Origin of the sequence: Sphingosinicella terrae (assembly GCF_003347635.1) — a bacterium.
GTDB lineage: Bacteria > Pseudomonadota > Alphaproteobacteria > Sphingomonadales > Sphingomonadaceae > Allosphingosinicella > Allosphingosinicella terrae.
This window is the reverse complement of record NZ_QDFY01000010.1, coordinates 140,883-152,750: the sequence shown is the minus strand read 5'-3', so window position 1 is coordinate 152,750 and position 11,868 is coordinate 140,883. Positions and strand designations below refer to the sequence as shown.

At 67.9% G+C, this 11,868-nt stretch carries 10 protein-coding genes; 6 read left to right on the top strand and 4 right to left on the bottom strand.

The genetic code is table 11. From position 1 onward, the window contains the following. Positions 1-202: 202 nt before the first annotated feature. On the bottom strand, positions 203-1,219 hold the full coding sequence (locus DDE10_RS17770; RefSeq protein ID WP_114954123.1) for a zinc-dependent alcohol dehydrogenase family protein: 1,017 nt from the start codon (positions 1,217-1,219) through the stop codon (positions 203-205). Beyond that, positions 1,212-2,741, bottom strand: a complete 1,530-nt coding sequence (locus DDE10_RS17765) for an AMP-binding protein (protein ID WP_114954122.1) — start codon at positions 2,739-2,741, stop codon at positions 1,212-1,214. The genes DDE10_RS17770 and DDE10_RS17765 overlap by 8 nt, the downstream gene beginning before the upstream one ends. A 124-nt stretch (positions 2,742-2,865) precedes the next feature. On the opposite strand from DDE10_RS17765, the gene DDE10_RS17760 reads away from it, so the two are divergent. The 4 genes from DDE10_RS17760 (at position 2,866) to DDE10_RS17740 (ending at position 7,625) form a co-directional block, all read left to right on the top strand. After that, complete coding sequence (locus tag DDE10_RS17760; RefSeq protein ID WP_114954121.1) at positions 2,866-4,374, top strand: aldehyde dehydrogenase family protein; 1,509 nt, start codon at positions 2,866-2,868, stop codon at positions 4,372-4,374. 138 nt (positions 4,375-4,512) lie between these two features. Beyond that, the gene (locus DDE10_RS17755; protein ID WP_114954120.1) at positions 4,513-5,379 is read left to right on the top strand and encodes an amidohydrolase family protein; all 867 of its coding nucleotides are present in this window, start codon (positions 4,513-4,515) and stop codon (positions 5,377-5,379) included. Between the two features lie 639 nt (positions 5,380-6,018). Next, positions 6,019-6,855 carry a CmcJ/NvfI family oxidoreductase gene (locus DDE10_RS17745; RefSeq protein ID WP_162806707.1) on the top strand — a complete coding sequence of 279 codons (837 nt, stop codon included), beginning with the start codon at positions 6,019-6,021 and terminating at the stop codon, positions 6,853-6,855. A gap of 5 nt (positions 6,856-6,860) precedes the next feature. Then, the gene (locus DDE10_RS17740) at positions 6,861-7,625 is read left to right on the top strand and encodes a glutathione S-transferase family protein (protein WP_114954118.1); all 765 of its coding nucleotides are present in this window, start codon (positions 6,861-6,863) and stop codon (positions 7,623-7,625) included. A 95-nt stretch (positions 7,626-7,720) separates the two neighbouring features. Here DDE10_RS17740 and DDE10_RS17735 read toward each other — a convergent pair whose 3' ends face one another. Both DDE10_RS17735 and DDE10_RS17730 read right to left on the bottom strand, forming a co-directional pair. Next, a complete protein-coding gene (locus tag DDE10_RS17735; protein WP_114954117.1) occupies positions 7,721-8,611 on the bottom strand; it encodes an SDR family NAD(P)-dependent oxidoreductase in 891 nt (296 codons plus the stop codon). Next, the gene (locus tag DDE10_RS17730) at positions 8,608-9,513 is read right to left on the bottom strand and encodes an SDR family oxidoreductase (RefSeq protein ID WP_114954116.1); all 906 of its coding nucleotides are present in this window, start codon (positions 9,511-9,513) and stop codon (positions 8,608-8,610) included. Before DDE10_RS17730 ends, DDE10_RS17735 begins: the two co-directional genes overlap by 4 nt. 162 nt (positions 9,514-9,675) lie before the next feature. Between DDE10_RS17730 and DDE10_RS17725 the strand changes: the two genes are divergently transcribed. Together DDE10_RS17725 and DDE10_RS17720 are read left to right on the top strand one after the other, a co-directional pair. Next, positions 9,676-10,416: a nuclear transport factor 2 family protein gene (locus DDE10_RS17725; protein ID WP_114954115.1), complete on the top strand. Its 741-nt coding sequence runs from the start codon at positions 9,676-9,678 to the stop codon at positions 10,414-10,416. After that, a complete protein-coding gene (locus tag DDE10_RS17720) occupies positions 10,413-11,843 on the top strand; it encodes an NAD-dependent succinate-semialdehyde dehydrogenase (RefSeq protein WP_114954114.1) in 1,431 nt (476 codons plus the stop codon). The genes DDE10_RS17725 and DDE10_RS17720 overlap by 4 nt, the downstream gene beginning before the upstream one ends. Positions 11,844-11,868 lie beyond the last annotated feature (25 nt).

Here is an 11,868-nt window from a genome sequence, read left to right as displayed (position 1 = left end):
GCCGGCGACGGCGGGGTAAAACCGCCCAGCCGCGCTCATGCTCAGTCTGCGCGACGTCCGCTTCTGTCAGTAGCGGACGCTTTTTCAACGCTATCGGCGCAAAGCTGCCGTAGAGCACCATCCAAAAGCATGACGCTGCCGCTCGATCGCTAAGCACACACTCCAACTTCTTACTCCCCAGCCGAGCCGCGGCCCTACCCCCTTACACCGCGATCACGACCTTGCCGAACAGCTCCGGAGAGGCCTGGTAGCGATAGGCCTCGGCTGCTTCCTCGAACGGGAAGACCTTGTCGATCACGGGGTGGATGTCCGCGGCCTCGATGGCGCGGTTGAGGTCGATCGCCATGGCGCGGCTTCCCACCATGATCCCGCGCAGGCTGGCGCCCTTGATCATCAGCGGATGCGGCGCGTTGTCGCCGCCGCGGGTGAGGACGCCGATCATCGCGATCTCGCCGCCCCAGCCGACCGCCTGCATCGACAGCGGCAGCGTCCCGAAGCCACCGACCTCGATCACCTTGTCGACGCCGCCGCGGCCGGTGCGCGCGGCCGCCTCCTGGCCCCATTGTTCGACCTCGCGATAGTTGATCAGCGAGTGGGCGCCTAGCGCCTGGGCGCGGGCGAGCTTGTCGTCCGACGAGGAGGTGATGAGGATGTTGGCGCCGCCGGCCGCCGCGATCTGCAGCGCCAGGATCGACACGCCGCCGGTCCCGAGCAGCAGCACGTCCTGCCCCGGACGCAATGGCGCGGCGCCGAGGGTCAGCCCGTTCCAGGCGGTGACGCCGGCGCAGGGCAGGGTGGCGGCCTCCTCGAAGCTCAGATTGGCCGCCATCGGCACCAGCGCCCGCTCCGGAAGGACGACATATTCGGCGAGCATGCCGGGCGCGCCCGGCGCACCGAGGGCGGGGCCGGCATCGGGACGCGGCGGGCCCTCCTGCCAATTGAGGAAGAAGGAGGACATGACCCGATCGCCGGCCTTGAAGCGGGTCGCCCCGTCGCCGGTCTCGACCACCTCGCCCGCGCCGTCCGACAGCGGCACCTGGTCGTGCGGCACCTTGCCGCCGAAATAATGGCCGGTGACGATCGCCTGGTCGCGATAGTTCAGCGAGCAGGCGCGGACGCGGACGAGGACCTCCCCCGGTCCCGGCCGTGGCTCGTCGGTCTCGATCATCGCGAGGTCGTCCAGCGAGCTGCTGCCTGCGCGCAGGATATGGCTACGCATCCATGATCTCCATCTCTTGGAGCGCGCGCCGGCGCAGGATATGCTTCTGGACCTTGCCGGAGGCGGTCCGCGGGATCGCCTCGGTGACCACGATCGTCGCCGGCACCTTGTATTTGGCGAGCCGGGCGAGGCAGTGCGCTCGCACCTCGACCGGATCGAGGTCGCGGCCCGGCCGGGGGATGACATAAGCGCGGCCGACCTCGCCCCAGCGATCGTCGGGCACGCCAACGACCGCCGCCTCGGCGACCGCTTCCAGCTCCGCGAGGGCGGCCTCGACTTCGGCCGGATAGACATTCTCCCCGCCCGAGATGAACATGTCCTTCTGGCGGTCGACCAGCCACAGATAGCCGTCGGCATCCACATAGGCGGCGTCCCCGGTGCGGAACCAGCCGTCGACGAAGGCCCGCGCATTCTCCTCGGGCCGCTTCCAATAGCCGGGCGTGACGCTCGGGCCGCCGATCCACAATTCCCCGGTCTCGCCGGGGGGCAGCGGCTTGCCGTCCTCGTCGACGATCCTCGTCTCGACCGAGACATAGGGCAGGCCGCACGAGCCGGCCTTCTCGATGGCGAGCCGTTCGTCCGCCACCGGCATGCCGAAATTGGAGCCGGTCTCCGACATGCCGAAGCCGTTCGACATCGGGATGCCGGCACGGATGAAGCGTTCGACCTGGGCCGCCGGATTGGGCGCGCCGCCGGTGGTGAGATAGGCCAGGCCGGCGAGCATCGCCGGCTCGAAGCCGGGCTCCTGCCAGAGGCGCTGCGCCATCTGGGGCACGCAGAAATAATGGCTGATCCGCAAGGCCGGGTCGGCGATCCGGCCGAGCGTGACCGGGGCGTCGAATCCCCTGGAGATCAGCACGCTGCCGCCGGCGAGAAGCGGCGTCATCGTCGCGGCGAGCAGGCCGGCGACGTGGAACATCGGCATGTCGCACAGGAAGACGCTGCTCCGGCCGACGTCGTTGCCGAGCACGAAGTTGGTGCAGCCGAAAAAGGCGTTGGCCGCGGTGACGATCACGCCCTTGGGCCGGCCGCTCGTCCCCGACGTATAGAGCAAGGTGACCGGCTCCTCCCAGGCGCGGCGGGCGTCGGCGGGCGGCGCCGCGGGCGCATCGGCGGCGAGCGGGAGAAGCGCCTCGATCGGATGCAGGTGCGCGCCCTGCGCCGCGCCGCCGGCAAGGCTTGCATATTGCGGATCGTGGAACAGCAAGGCGGGCCCGGAATCTTCGGCGAGGACTGACAGCTCGGCTGCCGACAAGCGCCAGTTCAAGGGCACGAAGACGGCGCCGGCGCGGATGCAGGCGAGCTGCAGGATCAGCTGCTCGGCGCTGTTGCGGGCAATGGTGGCGACGCGCTCTCCGCGCCCCGGCCCGAGCCTTCCCGCCAACCACGCCGCCACCCGGTCGACGTCACAATCGAGGCCGCGATAGGTCCAGGATCGGCCCGTCTCCAGGTCTGCGCAGGCGGCCGCGCCCGGATGGGTGCGCGCATGAGTCGCGACCGGATCGATTCGTGCCTCGATCATCCTCTCTCCCGAGCCTATCCTGCTGTCGATTCGCCCCCCGAAATTTGTACGCAACACTTCGTATCGGGCATAGCCCGTGCTACACGGAAAACGGCAAGATCCTACGACCCCGGGAGAGATGCAAATGAACGAGATGGCCCGAATCAACGCGCAGCAGGATTATTCCGACGCGGCGCGCAAGGCGCTCGCGCGCGAGCCGAGGCTGTTCATCGGCGGCGAATGGGTCGAATCGACCCACGGCGTCACCTTGCCCGTCATCGATCCGTCGACCGGCCAGGAGGTCGGGCGCTTCGTCGATGCGTCCGACGCCGATGTCGACCGCGCGGTGGCGGCGGCGCGCCTGGCCTTCGATGACGGCCGCTGGACGGGGCTGCCGCCGATCGTCCGGGAACGGATGATCCACAAGCTGGCCGACCTGCTCGAGGCCCATGCCGACGAGTTCGCCGAGCTGGAGGCGATCGACAATGGCAAGCCACGCTCGATCGCGGCGGCGGCCGACATCCCGGGCTCGATCGGCATGCTGCGCTACATGGCCGGATGGACGACCAAGATCGGCGGCGAGACGATGCCGCCGATGGCGGCGCCCAACGGCGCCTTCCATGCCTATGTCCGGCGCGAGCCGGCCGGCGTCGCCGCCCAGATCGTGCCGTGGAACTTCCCGCTGCTGATGGCGGTGCTGAAAATCTCCCCGGCGCTGGCGGCCGGATGCACGGTCGTGCTCAAGCCGGCCGAGCAGACGTCGGTGACGGCGCTCAGGCTCGCCGACCTGATCAACGAGGCGGGCTTCCCGGCCGGCGTCGTCAACATCATCACCGGCAACGGCCATACCGCCGGCGACCGGCTCGTCCGCCATCCCGACGTCGACAAGATCGCCTTCACCGGCTCGACCGAGATCGGCAAGCTGATCAACAAGAATGCCACCGACACGCTGAAGCGGGTGACGCTCGAGCTCGGCGGCAAGTCTCCTGTCGTCGTCCTGCCCGACGTCGACGTCCAGGCCACCGCCGGCGGCGCCGCCGCGTCGATCTTCTTCAATGCCGGCCAGGTCTGCGTCGCGGGGTCGCGCCTCTACGCCCATCGCGACATCTTCGACAAATTGATCGAGGGCGTCGCCGAGGCGGCGAAGGGCTGGACGGTCGGGCCGTCGCTGAGCCCCGCCACCCGCATGGGTCCGCTCGTCTCGGACGAGCAGCATCGCCGCGTCCTCGACTATATCGACCAGGGCAAGAAAGCGGGCGCCTCGATCGTCACCGGCGGCGACGTCCCCTACGACCAGGGTTATTTCGTCAATCCGACGATCATGGTCGACGTGAATCCGGACATGAGCGTCGTCCGCGAGGAGATTTTCGGCCCGGTCGTCGTCGCCCAGCGCTTCGACGATCTCGACGAGGTGGCGCGCCAGGCGAACGACACGCCCTACGGCCTCGCCGCCAGCGTCTGGACCCGCGACCTGTCGGCGATGCACAAGATGTGCGCGAAGCTCAAGGCGGGCACGGTCTGGGGCAATTGCCACATGATGATCGACCCGGCTCTGCCCTTCGGCGGCTTCAAGCAGTCCGGCCTCGGCCGCGAGCAGGCACGGCAGGGCGTCGAGGCCTATACCGAGCTCAAGACGGTCATCATCGCGCTGTAACGGCCCCTCTCCCCTTCAGGGGAGAGGCTGGGAGAGGGGGAGTCGAGGCGTTCGAAGGACGCCCTACTACCCCCTCTCCTCCGCCGCTTCGCGGCTCCTCCTCTCCCCTGAAGGGGAGAGGGCTCTAACGGAGATCCCATGGACATCAGCAAGCTCAAGGCCATCGACGTGCACGTCCACGCCGAGGTCTCCTGCCATCACCCCGAAGACCCGATCATGGGCAAGTATCTCGACGCGGCGAGCCAATACTTCAAGGCGGACCGGCGGCGGCCGACCATCCCGGAGACGATCGCCCTCTACCGCGAGCGCCAGATCGGCTTCGTCATGTTCACCGTCGACATGGAGGCCGGCACCGGCATCAAGCGCATCTCGAACGAGGAGATCGCGCAGGCGGCGCGCGACAATGGCGACATCATGATCGCCTTCGCCTCGATCGACCCGCACAAGGGCAAGGCCGGCGCGATCGAGGCGCGGCGGCTGATCGAGGAGCATGGCGTCAAGGGATTCAAGTTCCACCCGCCGATGCAGAACTTCCATCCCTATGACCGGATGGCCTGGCCGCTTTACGAGGTGATCGCCGAATTTGGCCTGCCGGCCATCTTCCACACCGGCCATAGCGGCATGGGCACGGGCATGAAGGGCGGCGGCGGCATCCGCCTCAAATATGGCCAGCCGATCCTCGTCGACGACGTCGCCGTCGACTTCCCGGACATGAAGATCATCCTCGCCCATCCGAGCTGGCCGTGGACCGACGAAAGCCTGTCGATGGCGCTCCACAAGGAGAATGTGTTCATCGACCTGTCGGGCTGGTCGCCCCGCTATTTTCCGAAGCAGGTGATCCACTATGCGAACACCCAGCTCAGGAAGAAGATGCTGTTCGGATCGGACTATCCTCTGATCACGCCCGACAAGTGGATGGCCGACGCCGCCGAGGCGGGTTTCCGCGACGAGGTCATGCCCGGCATCCTCAAGGACAATGCCGCCAAGCTCCTGAAGCTGGCGTGACTGCCGTCCACGGCCGCCACGTCCTCGTCACCGGCGGCTCGACCGAATCGGATTCGCCACCGCACGGCTGATCGCCGCGCGGGGCGGCCGGCTGCCCCCGGTTGCGCGGAACGAGGACAGGCTTCGCCGCGCTGCCGGCGAGATCGGCGAGGTCGCCGCCTTCCTCCTCTCCGACGCCGCCGGGCATGTCACCGGCCAGAGCTGGGCGATCGACGGCGGCGTGCTGGGGACGCTGCGGGTGGATTGAGATCGGCTCTTATCGCAGACCGATACGCGCAGGAATTCGCAACATGCCCGGCCTCTCTCCCTCTCCCGTCGGGAGAGGGTCGGGGTGAGGGGGTTCGGCGCTCGCCGGGGGGACGCGAGCCCACGAGCCTCTATTGTTGGGGCCGGGATTCAGTCGCCTGGAGCGAAGACGCGAACCTCCGGCTGCCGAACCCCCTCACCCAACCCTCTCCCCCTGGGAGAGGGCTACGGCCGGCCCCGCCCTGCACGCGGTGGAACAGGGATGAAGGCCGGACCCGCGCCAACCCCGCTGTCACCTTCGACGGGGCGCAACCGCCCCTTGCCCCCGCCCGCCTTTCTGTTACCCTCAACTTGTAAGCGCTGCATACAAAGCGCGAGGAGATGGAGAGGCTCATGGCGACGCTCGCCGCGCGCCCGCGGACCGTCCAGGCCGAGATCAACTATCTCGGGCCGATGGACACGATGCCCTATTTCTACGCCAAGGATCATGACCGCGATCATCTCTTGCTCGAGCCGCACCGGGTCGAGATCGCCGACGCGCGCCAGGCCGAGCCGCCGCCTTGTCTCGACCGAGAGGGCTTCACGCTCGTCCCCCATCGGAGCGCGATCACGGATTTCACGGACAGCGCGGCGGTGGATGCCGTCTATCCGGGGGAGATCGAGGCGCTGCTGAAGCGGGTCACCGGCGCGGATCATGTCGTCGCGCGCGGCACCGTGCTGCGCTTCGTCGAGCAGGACCAGCGCGACCGCTTCGTCAATTCGCTCCCCGCCGGCTTCGTCCATGTCGACACGTCGCGCGAGAGCTTCGCCGCCTTCGCCGCGATGCAGCTCGGCGACCATCCCGACCGCGAGGCGCTGCTCGCCGGCCGCTATGTCGGCTTCAACGTCTGGCGGGTGCTGACGCCGCCGCCGCAGGACCTGCCGCTCGCCGTCTGCGCCGCGTCCTCGGTGACCGAGGCGGACCGGGTGACCGGCGAGGCGCGGGTCGACGGGGTCGGCATCGACGAGTTCCGCTTCGGCTCCTCCCTGTTCCGCGCGAGCCCGCGCCATCGCTGGTTCTATTATCGCGACATGAGCCCCGACGAGGCCCTGATCTTCAAGCAGTTCGACACCGCCGATCCCGACCTGGTCGGGGTGCCGCACGTCGCCTTCGCCGATCCGAGCGCGCCCGAGGATGCCTTGCCGCGCGCGTCGGCCGAGATCCGCGCTTACGCTTATTGGAGGGGCTGAGGCCGATGGGAATCCGATATTATCATGCCGAGCCGCTCGCCAATTCGCTGAAGTCGATGATCCCCCTGTTCGAGAAGGGGCTCGAATTCGAGAGCGTCTACGTCAACCTGCACAAGTTCGAGCAGCACGAACCCTGGTTCCTCGCGATCAATCCCGAGGGCCAGGTGCCGGTGCTCGACCATGACGGGGCGATCGTCACCCACACGACCGTCATCAACGAATATCTCGAGGACGCCTTTCCGGAGCGGCCGCCGCTGCGGCCGAACACGCCGATCGGCAATGCCCGGATGCGCTACTGGAACAAGTATGTCGACGAGCATGTGATGAACTTCGTCTCGATGCACGGCTGGCACCGGCTGGTCGGCATCATCGCGCGCAAGATCGAGAGCGGCGAGTTCGAGAAGATGCTCGAGCGGATCCCGCTGCACGAGCAGCGCGAGAAATGGCGGACCGCCCGCTCCGGCTTCAGCGAGGCCGACCTCGCCAACGCCACCCGCAAGATCGAGGTCGCGGTCGACAAGGTCGAGGCCCAGCTCGGCGAAAGCGAGTGGCTGGCCGGCGACCTGTTCACCCTCGCCGACATCAACTTCTACAGCCATTGCGGGATGATGGTCGAGCGGATGTTCCCCGAAATGGAGATCGCGACGCGCTGCCCGCGGCTCGTCGAGTGGCGCGACCGGGTGACGGCGCGGCCGGCGGTCCAGGAAGCGCTCGACATGCCCGACCATACCGAGCCCGGCCTGCGCACCTGGAGCGGCCACGCGCGCTAGCGCCTCGTCGCCCCTGCGAAGGCAGGGGCCCAAGCTGAATTGCCTGTCTCGCATTCTGCTTGGATGCCGGCCTTCGCCGGCATGACGAGTGGGGGTCACTCCCCCTTCAGCAGCGCCCTCTCCTGCGCGTAGCGATCCCGCCGTCCCTGCTCGAAGGCGATGCGCTGCGGGTCCGGCGTTTCGTCCGGGAATTTGGCGAGGATCTGGTCGAACACCTCCTCGAGCTCCTCTTTGAACTCGGGATGGGGGAAGATGTAGAAGCGGTTCGCCTTCACCGCGGCGATCGTCTTCTCCGCCACCTCGACCGGGTCCATGCCGATCTGGTGGACCTGGCCGAGCATCTCGACGAAGCCCGGGTCGGTGGAATTGCCGCCCTCCGCATGGGCCGCCGGCCGGATCTCGTCCGAGCGATAGATCTCGCTGCGGACGAGGCCGGGGCAGAGGACGGACACGCCGATGCCGTGCGGGTGCAGGCTGTGGCGCAGCGATTCCGACAGGCCGCGCACCGCATATTTCGAGCAATTGTAGATGCCGGGAACGCCGGAGGCGAGGAAGCTCGCCATCGACGCGGTGTTGACGACGTGGCCGCCCTCTCCCCGCGCCTTCATCCGCGGCACGAAGGTCTGGACGCCGTTGATGACGCCGAACAGGTTCACGCCGAGCACCCAGTCCCAATCCTCGTAGGAGGATTCGTCGATCGGCCTGAACAGGTTGATGCCGGCATTGTTGAACAGGAGGCTGACCGGCCCCATCCGCGCCTCGGCCTCGTCGGCAGCGGCGGCGAAGGTCTCGCGCGAGGCGACGTCGAGCCTGATCCCGGTGACCTCGCGATTGTCGAGCGTCGCCAGCGCCTGCTCGATCGACTCCTCGCGTATGTCGGCGATGACGACCTTGCAGCCCTGGTCGAGCAGGACTCGGGCGAGGCCGAGGCCGATGCCGTTGGCGCCGCCGGTGACGAAGGCGGTGCGGCCCGCCAGGTCCTTCATTTCGTCCTCTTCGCGTTCTGGCGGTCGCGCTCGGCGGCGTGGATCGCATTCTTGAAGAGGAAGGGGAACATCGCCTTGTACTCGGGATCCTCCTCGCGATCGGGGACGGAGGCGATCATCGCCTCGGCCCGGTCCTTCACGCCTTCGTGGAATTCGTGGTGGGTGAGGATGAACAGCTCGTCATTCTCGATGCCCTCGCGCACCCGCTCGCCCACTTCCTCCTTGGTCATGAACAGGTGGCTGAGGTCGCCGCTCTGCTGCCGCCGCCGGTCGGTCTCGGCATAGCCGGTGTCGGCGAGATGGGCGGGCCGGGTCTTGCCCGATTCGGCGATGTTGGACTGGACCGCGCCCGGGCAGAAAGCGGAGACGATGACGCCTTTCGGCTCGAGCTCGCCGCGCATCGCTTCCGAGAGGCCGACGACCGCGGTCTTGCTCGCCGTGTAGAGCGTCGTGCCGGCATTGGGCATGATGCCGGACATGGAGGCGGTGTTGACGATGTGGCCGCCTTCGCCATGGGCGAGGATCCGGGGCAGGAAGGTGACGATCCCGTTGATGACTCCGCCAACATTGACGCTCATCGTCCAGTCCCAGTCGGCATAAGTGGCGAGCTCGACCGGGCCCATCACCGCGATGCCGGCATTGTTGACGAGCAGATGGACCTTGCCGAAGCGCGCTTCGGTGGCGTCGGCGGCCGCGGCGAAGGCGGCGCGGTCGGTGACGTCGAGTTCGAGCGCGAGGACGCTTTCCTCGCCCAGCTCCCCGACCGCCTCGTCGATATGGTCCTGGCGGATGTCCGCGATGGCGACGTTCATCCCGGCGCGCCTCAGCGCCTTGGCGATGCCGAGGCCGATGCCGGAGGCGCCGCCGGTGACGAAGGCCGTCTTTCCCGCGAGATTCTGCATGTCCACCTCTCCTCGTCGCAGTCGGCTTGCGCGGGCTCGCGCCCGAAGGCGACAGAAGCCGTTGCCGAGCCGCTGGCGTTATTTGTATGCGTAGAATACAAATCAGCGGCACAGTAACGCAAGAGCCGTGTCGAGCGGCCGGCAGCGCGAGAGGAGAATGGGATGTCCGAACCGGATCGAATCGCGGCGCTCGAGGCGCAGGTCGCCGAATTGAGCCGCCGGCTGCAGGTGCAGGAGGACGAGCAGGCGGTCCGCAAGCTCCACCACCTCTACGGCTATCTCATCGACCAGTGCCTCTACCGCGAGACGGTCGACCTGTTCACCGAGGATTGCGAGGTCCGCTTCTTCGGCGGCTCCTTCAAGGGCAAAGCGGGGGCGAAGCGGCTCTATATCGACCGCTTCCAGGCCAATTTCACGCACGGCAATAATGGCCCGATCGACGGCTTCCTGCTCGACCATCCGCAGCACCAGGACATCGTCGACATCCTGCCCGACGGCGTCACCGCTTATGCGCGCTTCCGCTGCACGATGCAGGCCGGCCGCCACCGGGATCATGGCGAGCCGCGGCAATGGTGGGAGGGCGGCATCTACGAGAATGTCTATCGCAAGGTGGACGGCGTCTGGCGCATCCACATCCTCAACTACAATCCGCAATGGCACGCCGATTTTGAGACCGGCTGGGCCCATACCCGCCCGCAATATGTCCCCTTCTTCAGCACCACCTTCCCGGAGGACCCTACGGGCCCTGACGCGCTGGTCAGCGACGTCTGGCTGTGGCCGACCCGCAAGGTGGTCCCCTTCCACAACGTCCATCCGGTGACGGGGCAGCCGATCGTGCCGGAGCGCTGGCAAGGTGATATCGACCGCGCCCGGATCGCCAACACCCAAGAGGAACGCGCATGACTGCTTACCCCGAACTTTGCATGATCATCGACGGCGAGAGGGTCGCGGCCGGAGACCGGCGCACCTTCACCGTCCGCAATCCGGCGACCGGAGAGGCGCTGGGCGAGCTGCCGCTCGCCGATGCCGCCGATCTCGACCGGGCGCTCGACACCGCCGCGCGCGGCTTCCGGATCTGGCGCGATTCGACGCCGCAGCAGCGCGCCGCGGTCCTGCAGGGCGCGGCGCGGCTGATGGCCGAGCGCGCCGACGACCTCGCCCGGATCGCGACCATGGAGGAGGGCAAGCCCTTCGCCGAGGCGCGGATCGAGGTGATGATGAATGTCGGCCTGTTCAACTTCTATGCCGGCGAATGCCAGCGCCTCTACGGCCGCCAGCTCGTCCGGCCGGCCGGGCAGCGCTCGACCGTCACCCACGAGCCGGTCGGGCCGGTCGCCGCCTTCGCGCCGTGGAACTTCCCGCTCGGCAATCCGGGCCGAAAGCTCGGCGCCCCGATCGCCGCCGGCTGCTCGGTCATCCTCAAGGCGGCCGAGGAGACCCCGGCCTCGGCCCTGGGCGTGCTCCAGGCCCTGCTCGATGCCGGGCTGCCCAAGGAGGTCGCGCAGGCGGTGTTCGGCGTTCCCGACGAGGTGTCGCGCCACCTGCTCGGATCGCCCATCATCCGTAAGCTCAGCTTCACCGGCTCGACCGTCGTCGGCAAGCATCTGATGAAGCTCGCCGCCGAGGACATGAAGCGCACGACGATGGAGCTGGGCGGGCACGGCCCGGTGCTGGTGTTCGACGATGTCGACGTCGAGCGCGTGCTCGACGTCATGGTCGCCGCCAAATATCGAAATGCCGGCCAGGTCTGCGTCTCGCCGACCCGTTTCATCGTCCAGGAGGACATTTTCGACCGCTTCGTCACCGGCTTCGCCGAGCGGGCGAAGAAGGTGAAGGTGGGCGACGGGCTCGCCGAGGGCACCCAGATGGGGCCGATGGCCAATCCGCGCCGGCCCGACGCGATGGAGCGGCTGATCGGCGACGCCAAGGCGAAGGGCGGCAAGCTCCAGGCCGGGGGCGAGCGGATCGGCAATCAGGGCTATTTCTACGCGCCCTCGGTCCTTTCCGAAGTGCCGCTCGAGGCCGACATCCTCAACGAGGAGCCGTTCGGGCCGGTCGCCATCCTCAACCCCTTCAAGGACGAGGAGGCGATGATCGCCGAGGCCAACCGCCTCCCCTACGGCCTCGCCGCCTACGCCTGGACCCGGGACAGCCGCCGCCAGAAGACCGTCGCCCGCGAGATCGAATCGGGCATGGTCGGGATCAATTCGGTGATGATCGGCGGCGCCGACTCGCCGTTCGGCGGCGTCAAATGGTCGGGCCACGGCAGCGAGGACGGCCCCGAGGGGCTGATGGCCTGCCTCGTCGTCAAGGCGGTCCACGAGGGGTGAGAACTTCCCCCCTCCCCATCAAGGG

Excerpts from the sequence above, each read along its gene's own strand:
- DDE10_RS17770 (WP_114954123.1), bottom strand. The coding sequence starts at position 1,219 with ATGCGTAGCCATATCCTGCGCGCAGGCAGCAGCTCGCTGGACGACCTC.
- DDE10_RS17765 (WP_114954122.1), bottom strand. The coding sequence starts at position 2,741 with ATGATCGAGGCACGAATCGATCCGGTCGCGACTCATGCGCGCACCCAT.
- DDE10_RS17760 (WP_114954121.1), top strand. The coding sequence starts at position 2,866 with ATGAACGAGATGGCCCGAATCAACGCGCAGCAGGATTATTCCGACGCG.
- DDE10_RS17755 (WP_114954120.1), top strand. The coding sequence starts at position 4,513 with ATGGACATCAGCAAGCTCAAGGCCATCGACGTGCACGTCCACGCCGAG.
- DDE10_RS17745 (WP_162806707.1), top strand. The coding sequence starts at position 6,019 with ATGGCGACGCTCGCCGCGCGCCCGCGGACCGTCCAGGCCGAGATCAAC.
- DDE10_RS17740 (WP_114954118.1), top strand. The coding sequence starts at position 6,861 with ATGGGAATCCGATATTATCATGCCGAGCCGCTCGCCAATTCGCTGAAG.
- DDE10_RS17735 (WP_114954117.1), bottom strand. The coding sequence starts at position 8,611 with ATGAAGGACCTGGCGGGCCGCACCGCCTTCGTCACCGGCGGCGCCAAC.
- DDE10_RS17730 (WP_114954116.1), bottom strand. The coding sequence starts at position 9,513 with ATGCAGAATCTCGCGGGAAAGACGGCCTTCGTCACCGGCGGCGCCTCC.
- DDE10_RS17725 (WP_114954115.1), top strand. The coding sequence starts at position 9,676 with ATGTCCGAACCGGATCGAATCGCGGCGCTCGAGGCGCAGGTCGCCGAA.
- DDE10_RS17720 (WP_114954114.1), top strand. The coding sequence starts at position 10,413 with ATGACTGCTTACCCCGAACTTTGCATGATCATCGACGGCGAGAGGGTC.